Source organism: Streptomyces sp. 2P-4, assembly GCF_030167965.1.
Classification (GTDB): domain Bacteria; phylum Actinomycetota; class Actinomycetes; order Streptomycetales; family Streptomycetaceae; genus Streptomyces; species Streptomyces globosus_A.
This window is the reverse complement of the sequence record NZ_CP095011.1, coordinates 4040956-4055151: the sequence shown is the minus strand read 5'-3', so window position 1 is coordinate 4055151 and position 14196 is coordinate 4040956. Positions and strand designations below refer to the sequence as shown.

Here is a 14196-nt window from a genome sequence, read left to right as displayed (position 1 = left end):
CCGCTACGGGTACCGGAACCCCTGGGAGCGGCCGACCACCGTCGGGTTGGTCGGGCTCGGCGCGGGTTCGCCCTTGGGGGTGACGTACATGTGGACTTCGTACCACCCCGGCGCCAGCGCGATCCCGACCTGCTCCTGCACTTCGGTCCCCGTCACCACCCGCAGCGTCCTCTGCGTCATGGCGCCGGCGGGGAACAGGTGCCGGGGGTCGTCCTTCCGGGTCAGCCACAGGTAGACGGTCGCCTCGGTCGGCTTCGCCGCCCCGAGAGAGGCCACCATGGTGACCCGGCCGCCGTCGAGGACGTAGCAGGGGCTCGCCACGACCCCCGGCACGGTGGCGATGGGCTGCGTCGACGCACACCCCCGCTTCGGCGCACCGGCCGCCTGCACCGACGGGGTCGGCGCGGCGGAGGGCGACGGCCCGGCCGGCTGAGCCGCCGGGCTGCCGGACGGCGACGGGCTCGGCGAGGCAGAGGGGGACGGCGAGGCCGACGGGGACGCCTCCCCCGGATGCGCGTCCCCACGGGTCGCCGCCGTCCGGTCCGGGCCGTCCTGCCCGCGCGACATCACGCCGTACACCGTCCCGCCCGCGGCAACCGCCACCACGGTCGCGACCGCGACCCCGACCAGCACGCGGCCCCCCTGCCGGCGGGGGGCGCGCGTCTCCGGCGCGCTCGCGGCCGCGGTCCGGCCGGCAGGGCGCTCCGCCTGCGGTGCGGTCCCGGTCGCCTCCTCCGCCGCCGGGCCGCCGCCGAACTCCTCGGTGTCGCCGGCGAAGGACCGCGCCACCCAGGTCACCGGCGTCTGCAGCCGCCGGCCACCCGGCCTCAGCCCGGCGAAGCTCTCCCGGACGTGCCGCACCAGGGCGTCCAGGTCCGGGTCGAGGCCCGGCGAGTGCTCCTCCAGCCAGTCCATGACGACCGCCGAGCACGCGCCCGACCGCTGGTCGTTGTTCTGCACCGCCGTCTGCCCGGCCGCCGCCGCGAGCAGCATGAAGTGGTCGACGGCCTCCCGCCGCCCGGCGGGGAACACCGCCACCGCCGCCCGGTCGTGCGCCCCGAGGAAGTCCGCGCAGGCGTCGACGAGGTACACGTGCCTGCGGCAGCGGTAGACGTCGTTGCGGGTGAGGTACTCCCGCAGGTCGGTGAGGTCGACGCAGCGCAGATCCGCGTTCGAGGCGTCCGGGCAGACCAGCAGCCGCCGCTCGCCCCGGTCCAGTACGCCGTGCCCGCCCCAGTACACGTACAGGACATCGCCCTCCGGTACGGGGCTCCCGGCGGCGAGGCCGTCGAGGATCTGGTCGCGGGAGGCGACGTACGTGGTGGAGGCGGTCAGGCCGAGGTCGCGCACCGCCCGGTTCAGCTCGGCCCACGAGTCGTCCGCCGGCGCCAGGAGCAGTCTGATGTTCCCGGCAGGGACGCCGCGCGTGCGCAGCCAGCGGGCGAGGCGCATCGCGTCCGCCGCCGCGCCCGGCAGGTCCATCCCCGGGATCCGCGGGAAGCTCTCGATGCCGACGAGGACGGCGTGCACGCGCGCCGGGTCGGTGCCGCTCACCCCAGCCATGTGTCCACGGCGTCCCAGAGCCCCGGGTTGGACCAGTAGGTGGTGTGCGCCCACGGGAACGGCTGCCGGTTGTCGACCCGGTGGTCGTGCGCCCGCCCGGGGAACACCTTGGCCGCCTGGTAGGAGAGCATGTCGCGGGCGTCGTGGACGTTCAGCCACTTCCCGGGGAAGTGCGGCGGCAGCGGCTCGGGGTGTTCGAGGGACACGAGGGCGCCGATCTCGTAGAAGAACGGCGCCTGGGAGCCGACGGTGATCAGCTGGTCGACCCGGTCCAGGCGCTCCTGCACCAGCAGGTCCACGCAGGCGACCCCGCCCAGGCTGTGGGCGACGACGGTGACCGCCTCGCCCGGGGTGTTGTCCAGCGTCCGCCGGATCTGGTCGCGTACGCCCTGGCCGCGGGCCTGGTAGCGCAGGATGTCCCCGAAGGCCGGGAGGGCGGCGTCGCCCCAGGCGCCGCGGCGGCGACGCGCACGCCGGCCGACCGGCGCGAGCAGCGCCTTCCCGATCATCCCGGCCAGGGAGCGGCCGTCGGCATACAGGTCGGCGCTCAGCGCGGCGAGCAGCGCATCGCGGACGATGCCGGAGACCTCGGCACCCCGGTCGGTCGCCAGGTCGATCGCCAGGGCCACGACGGCGCGGGCGACGGTCCGGCGGTGCTCGAACCCGTCGCCGTCGACCGTGGCGGCCGCGTCGCGCAGCTCCTGGGCCGCGGCCACGGTGTGCAGCGCTTCGGTGAGCTCCTTCTCCAGGCCTCGGGCCGCGAAGGCCTCGGACACGGGCGGCGAGGGGACGTACCCGGTGATCTCGTCGAGGAACAGCTCGGACGGGGGAAGTCCGCGGGACATGCCCCTCTCGGGTGCGGGCCGGAGGCCGAGCAGCCGCAGCTCGTAGCAGGGGTCGTCGTAGAGCACACGCCACAGGGCCATCTCGTCGTCGCCGGCGTCGTCACGCGTGCCGCCGCGCGACCGCCGGTAGCCGGGGACGGAGTCGCCGCCGAGCGCCATGGCCGCGCCCTGCTCGCGGCCCCAGAAGCAGCCGCGGACCTCCAGGCCGGGCCGGATCCGGTCGAGACCGTCCCGGACGGCGGCCAGGCTCGCGGTGTACGAGGCCTCCCGCACTCCCGTTCCGTGTACGAACAGCACTGACCGATCCACGATCCCCCTCAGGCGGCGCGACGGGACGAACAGGCGGTCATCCTAATGCAGCAACTACCGCACTTTTTAGGCCATGTGACGACGCGTCATGTCGCCACGGGAGGGTGCGGGGCGGGCCCCGGGCGGCCCGGTCACGCCGGCGGCCGGCGCTTCGGCCGGCGCAGGCCTGCCGCGGTCAGCCGGCGCACCAGCTCCTTGCTGCCGACCTCCACCGCGCCCGCCGCGACCGCGTCCGCGTACCGGAACTCCGGCAGGTCGTAGTGGTCGCCGTCGAACGCCTTCGGCGGACAGCCGATCGACGCGGCGAAGGCGTGCAGCTCCTCGTACGAGACGTCGCTGACCAGGTGCGACCACATGCGGCCGTGGCCCGGCCAGGTCGGCGGGTCGATGTAGAGCGTCACCGGCGGCTCACAGGCCGGCGCCGAAGACCGGGCCGAGCGCGCCCACGGAGGCGACCTTCACCCCCGCCTTCGCACACACCCAGTGCGGGTCCGGGCCCAACTCCGGTTCGACGTCGAGCGCGTGCGGGTCGCCGTGCGAGCAGACCGGGCACAGCGGCCAGCGCCCGTACTTCTCCAGCAGGGCGTCCTGGACGTCCTGCGCGACGAGCCCCGCGAGGTAGTCGACCCCCTCCGGCCACTGCTCCACCCACCACCGGCGGTGCGTGACGGAGTCCTCGACGAGGGAGACGACGTCCGCGTCGGCGACCTGCCCCGCGACGAGGTCGGCGATGACGAGCGCGCGGGCTGCGTGCAGCGCCTGCTCCAGGGGTGTGGCGTGGTCCATGGGGCCATTGTGGACCCGTACGGGCCCTGCGGCGAAGGCCTGCCGTCCTGCATTCCGCAGGTCACGCGCCCCGGGACCGCCGGGGAGCCTTATGGCGTATTGACCCGGTTCGGGTCCCGAACCTAGCTTTCCGGCATGCGCGAGGACGCGGAGGGAGCCCTCAGCCTTGCCCGCCCCGACGGCGACCGCGGCCCGGCGGCGCCGCCCCGCACGCCCTCCGCACCGGCCGCGCGCAGGCCCCCTCCGGACACCCCCCACGCCGCCCACCGCACACGGCCCCTGCCGCTGCCCGCCGTCGTCACCGCCCGCCGTCGTGGCCGCCCGCGCCGTGGCCGCCCGCCCGCCGCCCACCGTCAGGAGCCCCGCCCGTGACCGCCGACGCCGCGCTGCGCGCCCAGCTCGACACCCTCACCACCGAGGCCTTCCGGCCCGACCTCGCCGAGATCGACCGGCTCGACACCCTCGCCGTCGCCCGCCTCATGAACGCCGAGGACGCCGGCGTCCCCGCCGCCGTCGCCGCCGAGCTGCCCGCCATCGCCGCCGCCGTCGACGCGATCGCCGCCCGCATGGCCCGCGGCGGCCGCCTCGTCTACGCGGGCGCCGGCACCGCCGGCCGGATGGGCGTCCTCGACGCCAGCGAGTGCCCGCCCACGTTCAGCACCGGCCCCGGGCAGGTCGTCGGCCTGATCGCGGGCGGACCCTCCGCCATGGTGGAGGCCGTCGAGGGCGCCGAGGACTGCCCCGAGCTGGCCGCCGCCGACCTCGCCGCCCTGCAGCTCACCGCCGAGGACAGCGTCGTCGGGATCTCCGCCTCCGGCCGCACCCCGTACGCGCTCGGCGCCGTCGCGTACGCCCGCGCGCGCGGCGCGCTCACCGTCGGCCTGTCCTGCAACGCCGGCTCCGCGCTCGCCGCGGCCGCCGAGCACGGCATCGAGGTCGTCGTCGGCCCGGAACTGCTCACCGGGTCCACCCGCCTGAAGGCCGGCACCGCGCAGAAGCTCGTCCTCAACCTCATCTCGACGATCACGATGATCCGGCTGGGCAAGACGTACGGGAACCTGATGGTCGACCTGCGGGCCTCCAACGAGAAGCTGCGCGCACGCTCCCGCCGCATCGTCGCCCTGGCCACCGGCGCCGGCGACGAAGAGGTCGAGGGCGCGCTGGCCGCCGCGGGCGGCGAGGTGAAGGCCGCGATCCTCGTCCTCCTCGCCGGCGTCGACGGCCCGACCGCCTCCGCCCTGCTCGCCGCCTCGCACGGCCACCTCCGCGCGGCCCTCGCCCGTGCAGCGGCACCCGGCGCCCCCGACCCGGCGGCCGGCACCGCCGCGCCCGCCCCCTGACCGGCCACTCTCCCCCAACCCGCCCCCGACACAAGGCGATCACCCCATGCCCTCAGACAAGCACCGCGACACGGCCGCCGCGATCCTCCCCCTGGTCGGCGGCCCGGACAACGTCACCTCGATCGCGCACTGCATGACGCGGCTGCGCATCGGGCTGCGCGACCGCTCGCTCGTCGACGACGCCGCGCTGCGGGAGCTGCCGGGCGTGCTGGGCGTCGTCGAGGACGACACGTACCAGATCGTCCTCGGGCCCGGCGCCGTCGCACGCGTCACCCCCGCGTTCGAGGCCCTCGTCGCCGCCGCCCGCCAGGACTCCCCCGCCGCACCGGCCGCGGCCCCCGCCGCCCCCGTCACCGCCGACGGGCTCGCCGCCCGCGGCGCCGCCCTGCGCGCCGACCGCAAGGCCCGCAACGCCACCCCCGTCAAGCTGGCGCTGCGCCGCATCGCGAACATCTTCGTCCCGCTCATCCCCGCCCTCATCGGCTGCGGCATCATCGCCGGCCTGAACGGCCTCCTCGCCAACGCGGGCCTGCTGCCCACCCTCGTCCCCGCGCTCGCCGCCATCGCCTCCGGCTTCCTGTCCCTCATCGCCGTGTTCGTCGGCTACAACACCGCCAAGGAGTTCGGCGGCACCCCCGTCCTCGGCGGGGCGGTCGCCGCGATCATCGTCTTCCCGGGCGTGGCGAAGATCGACGCCTTCGGCCAGCACCTCACCCCCGGCCAGGGCGGCGTCCTCGGCGCGCTCGCCGCCGCGCTGCTCGCCGTCTGCGTGGAGAAGTGGTGCCGCACCTGGGTGCCCGAGGCCCTCGACAACCTCGTCACCCCGACCGTCACCGTCCTGACGGCCGGCCTCGCCACCCTCTTCGGCCTGATGTTCCTCGCCGGCGAGATCGCCGCCGCCATCGGAGCGTTCGCCGGCTGGCTCCTGCACGCCGGCGGCGCCTTCGCCGGGCTCGTCCTCGGCGGCCTCTTCCTGCCGCTCGTCATGCTCGGCCTGCACCAGGCCCTCATCCCCATCCACACCACCCTCATCGAGCAGAGCGGCTACACGGTCCTGCTGCCGATCCTCGCCATGGCCGGCGCCGGACAGGTGGGCGCCGCACTCGCCGTCTACTGCCGGCTGCCCCGCAACCGCTCCCTGCGCACCGTCATCAAGTCCGCGCTCCCCGCCGGCTTCCTCGGCGTCGGCGAGCCCCTCATCTACGGGGTGTCCCTGCCGCTCGGCCGGCCCTTCGTCACCGCCTGCGCGGGCGGCGCCGCGGGCGGCGCGTTCGTCGGCCTGTTCAACCAGCTGGGCAGCGTCTTCGGCTCGACCGCCATCGGCCCGTCCGGGTGGGCGCTGTTCCCGCTGCTGGACGGGCACTCCGGCATGGGCACGACCGCCGCGATCTACGCGGGCGGGCTCGCCGTCGGCTACCTCGTGGGCTTCGCCGCCACCTGGTTCTTCGGCTTCACCGACCGCATGCTGGCGGACCTGAACACCGACGGGGGAAAGGATCCGGCCACCGCCCCACCGGCCAACACGCCCGCTATGGCGTAAATGTGGATCCGGAGGCCAGACTTCCCGCATGCAGCTCCCCCCCGAAGCCGTTGCAGCCGCCGCCGTCGTCGAGGTCGTCCGTCTCCCCGCCCGCCCCGAACGCTACGGCCGGCCCATGTCCGGTCCCGTGGTCAGCCGGTGGACCGGCCGGCAGGCCGCCGACTCCCTCGACCTGATCTCGTCCATGCCGCCCGGGGAAGCCCGCCTGTGCTTCGCCCCCGGCTGGGGCCTGCGCGCCTTCGGCGCCGACGAGGGCCTCCTCTTCGAGCTGGTCTTCTGCTTCAGCTGCCACCACCGCTGGCTGTGGGGCCCGGCCGTGCCGGAGGAGCTCGCCTTCGACACCATCTCCGGCAACACCGCCGAGGCCGACGCGCTGCTCGCACACTTCCGCGACGCCGCCTGACGGACCGTACGGGCGCCCCGTACGGCCGCGGGCGACAGCGGCGGCCGCGAGGAGGGACCGGGAGGAGGGGCCGGGAGGAGGGACCGCGCCCGGCCGACCGGAGCGGGCGGTACGAACGCACCGCGCCGGCTGCCCGAACGGCCCGGCCCCGGCGACCGCCCGTACGGCCGGACCGGCCGACCGACCGGCAGAAACCGGCCAATCCCGCCACCGGGCACACCTCGCCACCGCGCCGAGCAGCCGCCCGCGGCGCGAAGCACCCGGCCCACCGGATCGCGGGCCGGCGTGAACCGGGAAAGCCGGACCGGAGTCGGCTCCCTCTGATCGCGTTCACCAGTTCGGGCGAATGAAGCGCTGTTCGCGTCGGCGTGCCGTCATGCGCCAACAGCGTATTCAGCATCCGCACCCGAACGGAGCCGCGCATGACGCTTCAGTCGATCCGCCGGTGGACTGACGGGGCACCATGGTGTCGAGGAGGCAACGCCATGACCCCCAGCTTTGCCGAGCACCCGCAGATGTCGGTCGAGGAGTTCGAGCAGATCGCTCGTGCGGCACCCGAGACGGTGACCCTTGAGTTCATTCAGGGAAAGCTTGAGGTCAAGCCCGTGCCCGACGGCGACCACGACGAGATCATCATGTGGGTGCTCCGGCAGTGCATGCAGCAACGGCCGGAACTCGCGCTCTACCCGGAGCGCGGACTGCAGGTCGAGAAGTACCGTGCCGGACGGGCTCGGGTGGACGGGGCGCTGGCACCCGTCGGAGCCTTTGCCGGGGCCGGGGAGTGGGCCGATACGGCGCACGTGCTCATGGTGCTGGAGGTGACCTCGCACGACAAGGACACCGAGGCGCTGAAGGACTTCGTGCGCTGAGCGGCGGCGGTCCGGCCCGTTGCCCCGCCGGTCCCGGCGGTCCCGGCGGGGCGGCGGGCCGGGCGGGTCAGAGGCCGGACGCGAAGAGCAGTTCGTTCGGGCTGCCCGTGCTGACGCGGGTCAGGACGCCCTTCGTCGCGTTCTGCTTCAGGTACGTGTAGATCTGCGCCGGCGTCTCCGTCGGGTGGGCCTGCCGGTGCAGCACGGCGATCCCCGCGACGTGCGGCGACGCCATCGACGTGCCGTTCAGGGCGACCGTGCCGCCGCCGAGGCGCGCCGACACCACGTCCTGCCCGGGCGCGTACAGGTTCACGCACGGCCCGTAGTTCGAGAAGTCCGTCTCCTGGTCGTACGCGTTGGACGCGCCGACCGTCAGGACGCGGGCCGCCGACGCCGGCGACACGTTGCACGCGTCGCGCGCCTCGTTCCCGGCCGCGACGACCGGCAGGACGCCCGCATCCGACAGCGCCGTCGCGGCCGCGTTGACGGTGGTCGAGCGGTCGCCCCCGAGGGAGGCGTTCGCGACGGCCGGCTGGCGGGCGTTCTTCGCGACCCAGTCGAAGCCCGCGATGATCCCCGACCAGGCGCCCCGCCCGTCGCAGCCCAGCACCCGCACCGACACCAGGTTCGCCTTCGTCGCCACCCCGTACGTCTTCCCGGCGACCGTGCCCGCGACGTGCGTGCCGTGCCCGTTGCAGTCCAGGCCCTGCCGGCCGTCGCCCATCGCGTCGAAGCCGAACACGGCGCGCCCGCCGAACTCGGTGTGCTGGTAGTCGATGCCCGAGTCGATGATGTACGCCGTCACCCCGGCGCCGCTGCCCGTCGGCGTGTACGTACCGTCGAGCGGCAGGCTCCGCTGGTCGATCCGGTCCAGGCCCCACGCCGCGGCCGGGGCCCGCAGCGCCGGACCCGCCGCCGGCTGAAGCGGCGCCGACACCTCCGCGTCCTCCTCCACCGACTTCACGCCCGGCGCCAGGCGGACCGCGGCCAGCTGGCTCGTCGTCATCGCCACCGCGAAGCCGTTCACGGCCTTGCTGTACACGAAGGACGGCTTCAGCTTGAGCTGCTCGGCCAGCTTCGCCCCGTCCACCCCCGCGTCGAGGGTGACGATGTACTTGCCGGGGATCGCGTTCTCCGCGGTCAGCAGCGGGACCGGCGTCGGCTCCGGGGTGCTCGCGGACGCCGGGCCGGCGAGGGCGGCGGGGGCCAGGGTGAGGGCGAGGGCGGTCGCCAGACCGGTGAGCAGGCGCTTGCGCATGGGGGACTCCATGAGGGGGCGGGGATCGGCATGACGGAGCCGCGCCCCGTCGGCGCCGGGAACGCCTCCGGGGTGCGGCACCCCCTTCATCGGGCCGCGGCGCGCGACGGCTTGAGCAGCACAGCCCGGATGGCCGAGAAGCGGCCGCACGGCCCCGTCCGGTACGGGGACGGCGCCGCGCACCGGCGCTCCGCGGGCGGAAGCCGTCACCCTCCCGGGGCGGCCGCGGCACGGAAGTCCACCCGTACGGGCCTACGGCCGGGCGGCGGGGCGCACCGGCGCAGACCGGCAGTGCTCCCGCCGGGGCCGCGCCACGCCCTGTATGTCGTTGACCGGCACCGGCCTGCGTGATGGCCTCACCGCATGCGCAACCAGCCGAGGTGGACCCTGCCCGCGGCCGTCGCCGCCGCCGCGCTCGCCGCCACCGCCGCAGCCGCCCTGCCCGCCCACGCCCAATCCGCCGGAACCCCTGCCGGCGACGGCCCCGCCACCGCACAGGCCGCCCCGGCGGCCCCGGCCGCGGCGCCGGCCGACTGGCCGACGTACCTGATCACCGTCCGCCGCGGCCTCGACCCCGGCACCGTCGCCCGCGCCTACGGCATCACCCCGGTGCACGTGTACCGGCACGCTCTGAACGGCTTCGCCGCACCGCTCTCCCCCGCGCAGGTCACGGCCCTCCAGGAGACGCCGCTGGTCGAATCCGTCGAGGAGGACGGGTCGGCCTCCGGCGCTGGCGCGACCGCCTGACCCTCACCGGGGGAAGGCCGCGGTCTCCCACGTCAGCGAGAACGGCGCGGGCAGCTTCACCGGCTCCCCGAACGCGAACCGGGCAGCGCTCCCGCAGGCGCCGCTGCGCGGTCCGGTGAACAGGGTGACCGTCGGCCCGTGCCCGTCGAACCGGTCGATGAGCAGGTACACCGGAACGTGGGCGTGCGCGTACGCCCGGAGTCTCCCGCCACGAGGGAAAAAGCCGTTGCCAGGGCACGGCGGTGCGTGCCTACCGTGGCGCCGTGGCCACACAGATGATCGTCCTCAACGGGGGCTCCAGCTCCGGCAAGTCCGGGATCGCCCGCTGCCTCCAGGCCGTGCTGCCCGAGCCGTGGCTCGCCATCGGCGTCGACACCCTGATCGAGACCATGCCGGCGGCGATGCAGTCCTCCGACGCGGGGCTCGGCATCGGCGCCGACGGCGCCGTCAGCACCGGGCCGGCGTTCGCCGCGCTGGAGGCGGCCTGGCGGGCCGGCGTCGCCGAGATGGCCCGGGCCGGCGCCCGGATCATCGTCGACGACGTCTTCCTCGGCGGCGCGGAGTCCCGCAGGCGGTGGGAGGCCGTCCTCGGCGGGCTGGACGTCCTGTGGGTCGGCGTGCGCTGCACCGCCGAGGTGGCCGCGGGCCGCGAGACCGCCCGCGGCGACCGCGCCGCGGGCATGGCAGCCCTCCAGGCCGAGGCCGTCCATCGGGGCATGGCCTACGACCTGGAGGTCGACACGACGCACACCGAGTCCCTGGACTGCGCCCGCGCCATCGCCGCCCGCGTCGCCCGCTGACCGGCCGGGGCCGCCGGGCCGCCGGGCCGGCCGGGGTTGCGTCCGCGGACCCGGTCTCAGCCGCGGGCCGCCGCGACGAACGCCCTGATCAGGTCCGGGGACTTCACGCCCCGCTCGCTCTCGACGCCGCTGGAGACGTCCACGCCCCACGCGCCGGTCGTCTCCACGGCCTCCCGTACGTTCGCCGGATCCAGGCCGCCGGCCAGCAGCCACTGCCCGCGCGGGGCCGTGAACTCCTGCGCGGCCCAGTTCCACGGCTTGCCGGAGCCCGGGTCGGGGGCGTCGATCAGCAGCAGGTCCTCCCCGTACTCCCCGCACCGCTCCACCCGCAGGGCGGTGGCCCGCAGCAGGGTGCGGCCCTGCGCACGCAGCGCGCCGTAGAACTCGGGGCCCTCGTCGCCGTGCAGCTGCACGCCCCGTACGCCGCTCTCCTCCGCGAGGCGGCGGACCTCCTCGACGGGCTGCCCGCGGAACACGCCCACGGTCAGGACCCCGGCGGGCACGCGCTCGGCGAGCTCCCGGGCCTCCGCGGCGCCGATGGTGCGGGGGCTGCCCGGGGCGAAGACGAACCCGACGGCGTCGGCGCCCGCGGCCACGGCCGCGTCGACGTCGCGGGCGGTCTTCAGACCGCAGATCTTCACGAAGAGGTCGCTCATGCCCCCAGTGAAACAAATCCGCGTGACGCGGTCCGGGCGGTCTTGAAGACTGGACGCATGACCGACGCGACGCACACCCTCACCACCGGCGGCCCCGACTCCGGCCTCGACGAACGGCTCGGAAAGGAGCTGGACGCCTTCAACAGGGAGGCCTCCGGAAGCACCCCCGAGGAGTTCAGCGTGCGCGTGGACGACGCCGAGGGGAACCTCGTCGCGGGCCTCAGCGGCTGGACCTGGGGCGACCGGGCGGGCATCGCGATGGTGTGGGTGCGCGAGGACAGCCGGCGCGACGGCTGGGGCGGCAGGCTCCTCGCCGCGGCGGAGGCACAGGCCGCGGCCCGCGGCTGCCGCTCGATCATGGTGTCCTCGTTCACTTTCCAGGCCCCGGAGTTCTACGCCCGCCACGGCTACGAGGAGAGCGCCCGCGTCCCCGGCTTCCCCGGCGGCCACGAGGACGTCTACTTCCTGAAGCCCCTCCCTGCCGCCTGAGCAGACCCCGCACCGCCCGGAGCGCCGCCCCCAGGGGTGGCGCTCCGCCCGTATCCGGGCATGGCGGCAGTTCCGCCCCTAGCCTGGAACGTGCCCGCCTCAGGGCACGGCTACCCCGATCCAGGGAGGACGACGGTGACGATCATGATCGAGCGTGACACCACGATAGAGACCGCATCGCCGCCGACGTTCGAGCGCCTTCTGCGAACCGTCGAGGAAATGCACACGCCAGACGGCTTCAAGGCCGAGCTCATCCGGGGGAAGATCATCGTGTCACCGTGGTCCAAGCTGCGCTACGTGCGGCCCATGCGCGCCTTGCGCCGACAGCTGGAGGCACACGCGCCGGACGGGCACCTCGTCGAGACCACACCGGTTCTCTTCCGGTTCCCGGAAGCCGCACGGGCGTACGGACCCGATCTCTTCGTGGCCGACGAGGCCGCCTTCGAGGAGGACGGCCGCCACGCCGACGCCGCCGCCCTCTCCCTGGTCGCGGAGTTCACCTCCGTCTCGACCAGGGATGCGGACTGGGTGGAAAAGCTGGAGGTGTACGGCCGCCTGGTGCCCGTCTACCTGGTCGTCGACATGCAGGAGTCGGAGATCACCTGCTTCTCCGACCCCTCGCCGCACGGCTACCGCTCCCGGCAGACGGTGCCCTTCGGGAAGCCCCTGGCCGTCGCGGAGCCCTTCGGCTTCGAGTTCGACACGGCCGCATTCCAGTCCACGTCCTGAAACGCGCCGAGGGCGGCACCCCCTCCGGATGGAGTGGGTGCCGCCCTCGGTCGGGAACAGCCGATCAGCGCGGGGCCGATCAGAAGTCCATGTCACCGCCCGGCATGCCGCCCGGAGCGGCGGCGGCCTTCTCCGGCTTGTCGGCGATGACGGCCTCGGTGGTCAGGAACAGCGCGGCGATCGACGCGGCGTTCTGCAGGGCGGAACGCGTGACCTTCGCCGGGTCGATGATGCCCTCGGCGATCATGTCGACGTACTCGCCGGTCGCGGCGTTCAGGCCGTGGCCCGGGGTCAGGTTGCGCACCTTCTCCACCACGACGCCGCCCTCGAGGCCGGCGTTGACGGAGATCTGCTTCAGCGGGGCCTCGAGCGCCAGCTTGACGGCGGCGGCACCGGTGGCCTCGTCGCCCTCCAGCTCCAGCTTCTCGAAGACCGAGGAGGCCTGCAGCAGGGCCACGCCACCACCGGCGACGATGCCCTCCTCGACGGCGGCCTTCGCGTTGCGGACGGCGTCCTCGATGCGGTGCTTGCGCTCCTTGAGCTCCACCTCGGTCGCGGCGCCGGCCTTGATGACGGCCACGCCGCCGGCCAGCTTCGCGAGGCGCTCCTGGAGCTTCTCGCGGTCGTAGTCCGAGTCGGAGTTCTCGATCTCGGCGCGGATCTGGTTCACGCGACCGGCAACCTGGTCGCTGTCACCGGCACCGTCGACGATGGTGGTCTCGTCCTTGGTGATGACGACCTTGCGGGCGCGGCCCAGCAGGTCCAGGCCGGCGTTCTCCAGCTTGAGGCCGACCTCCTCGGAGATGACCGTGCCGCCCGTGAGGATGGCGATGTCGCCGAGCATGGCCTTGCGGCGGTCGCCGAAGCCCGGGGCCTTGACGGCGACGGACTTGAAGGTGCCGCGGATCTTGTTGACGACCAGGGTCGACAGGGCCTCGCCCTCGACGTCCTCGGCGATGATCAGCAGCGGCTTGCCCGACTGCATGACCTTCTCCAGGAGCGGCAGCAGGTCCTTGACGTTGCTGATCTTGGAGTTGGCGATCAGGATGTACGGGTCGTCGAGGGACGCCTCCATACGCTCCATGTCGGTGGCGAAGTACGCCGAGATGTAGCCCTTGTCGAAGCGCATGCCCTCGGTGAGCTCAAGCTCCAGACCGAAGGTCTGGGACTCCTCGACGGTGATGACGCCTTCCTTGCCGACCTTGTCCATGGCCTCGGCGATGAGCTCGCCGATCTGGGTGTCGGCGGCGGAGATGGAGGCCGTGGAAGCGATCTGCTCCTTGGTCTCGACGTCCTTCGCCTGCTCCAGCAGGGCGCCGGAGACGGCCTCGACGGCCTTCTCGATGCCGCGCTTGAGGGCCATCGGGTTGGCGCCGGCCGCCACGTTGCGCAGGCCCTCGCGGACGAGCGCCTGGGCGAGGACGGTCGCGGTGGTCGTACCGTCGCCGGCGACGTCGTCCGTCTTCTTGGCGACTTCCTTGACCAGCTCGGCGCCGATCTTCTCGTACGGGTCCTCGAGCTCGATCTCCTTGGCGATGGAGACACCGTCGTTGGTGATCGTGGGGGCGCCCCACTTCTTCTCAAGGACGACGTTGCGACCCTTGGGGCCAAGGGTGACCTTGACGGCGTCGGCGAGCTGGTTCATGCCGCGCTCGAGGCCGCGCCGGGCCTCCTCGTCGAACGCAATGATCTTGGCCATCTGAAGTGGTCCTCCAGGACTGGGGTTTCCCCCTGCGCCGCCAGGCGCGCGGGGAGGGGTGGATTGCTCCGGACCGCGTCCGCGCCCGCGACGGACGGCCTGCGTGACCGGCGGTTCCTTCCCGCCGGACCTGCGGGCCTCACCGACCCGGTCCCGTGTAGTA

The 14196-nt window shown here is 74.2% G+C and carries 16 protein-coding genes and 1 pseudogene; 9 read left to right on the top strand and 8 right to left on the bottom strand.

Translation table 11 applies throughout. The annotated features are described in order from the left end of the window. Positions 1-3: 3 nt before the first annotated feature. From MUK52_RS17940 to MUK52_RS17925, 4 genes are all read right to left on the bottom strand, one after another. The gene (locus tag MUK52_RS17940) at positions 4-1563 is read right to left on the bottom strand and encodes a caspase family protein (RefSeq protein ID WP_284578226.1); all 1560 of its coding nucleotides are present in this window, start codon (positions 1561-1563) and stop codon (positions 4-6) included. Continuing rightward, positions 1551-2705: a lipase family protein gene (locus MUK52_RS17935; RefSeq protein WP_284578224.1), complete on the bottom strand. Its 1155-nt coding sequence runs from the start codon at positions 2703-2705 to the stop codon at positions 1551-1553. Before MUK52_RS17935 ends, MUK52_RS17940 begins: the two co-directional genes overlap by 13 nt. A 143-nt stretch (positions 2706-2848) precedes the next feature. After that, positions 2849-3118: a DUF4031 domain-containing protein gene (locus tag MUK52_RS17930; RefSeq protein ID WP_284578222.1), complete on the bottom strand. Its 270-nt coding sequence runs from the start codon at positions 3116-3118 to the stop codon at positions 2849-2851. Between the two features lie 7 nt (positions 3119-3125). Beyond that, a complete protein-coding gene (locus MUK52_RS17925; protein WP_114058057.1) occupies positions 3126-3503 on the bottom strand; it encodes a DUF8819 family protein in 378 nt (125 codons plus the stop codon). Between the two features lie 135 nt (positions 3504-3638). On the opposite strand from MUK52_RS17925, the gene MUK52_RS17920 reads away from it, so the two are divergent. From MUK52_RS17920 to MUK52_RS17900, 5 genes and pseudogenes are all read left to right on the top strand, one after another. Further along, complete coding sequence (locus MUK52_RS17920; RefSeq protein WP_284578219.1) at positions 3639-3875, top strand: hypothetical protein; 237 nt, start codon at positions 3639-3641, stop codon at positions 3873-3875. Further along, positions 3872-4843 (top strand): N-acetylmuramic acid 6-phosphate etherase, encoded by a 972-nt coding sequence (gene murQ, locus MUK52_RS17915; RefSeq protein ID WP_284578217.1) that lies wholly within the window; start codon positions 3872-3874, stop codon positions 4841-4843. Before MUK52_RS17920 ends, murQ begins: the two co-directional genes overlap by 4 nt. Positions 4844-4889: 46 nt before the next feature. Further along, positions 4890-6383, top strand: a complete 1494-nt coding sequence (locus MUK52_RS17910; RefSeq protein ID WP_284578215.1) for a PTS transporter subunit EIIC — start codon at positions 4890-4892, stop codon at positions 6381-6383. 28 nt (positions 6384-6411) lie between these two features. Then, entirely contained in the window at positions 6412-6786 is a 375-nt protein-coding gene (locus MUK52_RS17905; protein ID WP_284578212.1) for a hypothetical protein, read from the top strand. A gap of 485 nt (positions 6787-7271) precedes the next feature. Continuing rightward, a pseudogene (locus tag MUK52_RS17900) lies at positions 7272-7631 on the top strand (Uma2 family endonuclease); the annotation flags it as partial. A 91-nt stretch (positions 7632-7722) separates the two neighbouring features. Here MUK52_RS17900 and MUK52_RS17895 read toward each other — a convergent pair. Then, positions 7723-8913: a S8 family peptidase gene (locus MUK52_RS17895; RefSeq protein ID WP_174250481.1), complete on the bottom strand. Its 1191-nt coding sequence runs from the start codon at positions 8911-8913 to the stop codon at positions 7723-7725. 363 nt (positions 8914-9276) lie between these two features. Between MUK52_RS17895 and MUK52_RS17890 the strand changes: the two genes are divergently transcribed. Further along, positions 9277-9660: a protease inhibitor I9 family protein gene (locus MUK52_RS17890; protein WP_114058062.1), complete on the top strand. Its 384-nt coding sequence runs from the start codon at positions 9277-9279 to the stop codon at positions 9658-9660. A gap of 3 nt (positions 9661-9663) precedes the next feature. Here MUK52_RS17890 and MUK52_RS17885 read toward each other — a convergent pair whose 3' ends face one another. Then, positions 9664-9831 (bottom strand): hypothetical protein, encoded by a 168-nt coding sequence (locus MUK52_RS17885; protein WP_284578208.1) that lies wholly within the window; start codon positions 9829-9831, stop codon positions 9664-9666. A 92-nt stretch (positions 9832-9923) separates the two neighbouring features. Between MUK52_RS17885 and cpt the strand changes: the two genes are divergently transcribed. Beyond that, on the top strand, positions 9924-10460 hold the full coding sequence (gene cpt / locus MUK52_RS17880; protein ID WP_284578206.1) for a chloramphenicol phosphotransferase CPT: 537 nt from the start codon (positions 9924-9926) through the stop codon (positions 10458-10460). A 56-nt stretch (positions 10461-10516) separates the two neighbouring features. Here cpt and MUK52_RS17875 read toward each other — a convergent pair whose 3' ends face one another. Beyond that, a complete protein-coding gene (locus tag MUK52_RS17875; RefSeq protein ID WP_284578204.1) occupies positions 10517-11116 on the bottom strand; it encodes a phosphoribosylanthranilate isomerase in 600 nt (199 codons plus the stop codon). A gap of 57 nt (positions 11117-11173) precedes the next feature. On the opposite strand from MUK52_RS17875, the gene MUK52_RS17870 reads away from it, so the two are divergent. Then, entirely contained in the window at positions 11174-11605 is a 432-nt protein-coding gene (locus MUK52_RS17870; protein ID WP_114058064.1) for a GNAT family N-acetyltransferase, read from the top strand. Positions 11606-11824: 219 nt separating this feature from the next. Next, a complete protein-coding gene (locus tag MUK52_RS17865; RefSeq protein ID WP_246042729.1) occupies positions 11825-12334 on the top strand; it encodes a Uma2 family endonuclease in 510 nt (169 codons plus the stop codon). 79 nt (positions 12335-12413) lie between these two features. Here the strand turns inward: MUK52_RS17865 and groL are convergent, their stop codons facing one another. Then, the gene (groL, locus tag MUK52_RS17860; RefSeq protein ID WP_114058065.1) at positions 12414-14033 is read right to left on the bottom strand and encodes a chaperonin GroEL; all 1620 of its coding nucleotides are present in this window, start codon (positions 14031-14033) and stop codon (positions 12414-12416) included. Positions 14034-14196: the final 163 nt, after the last annotated feature.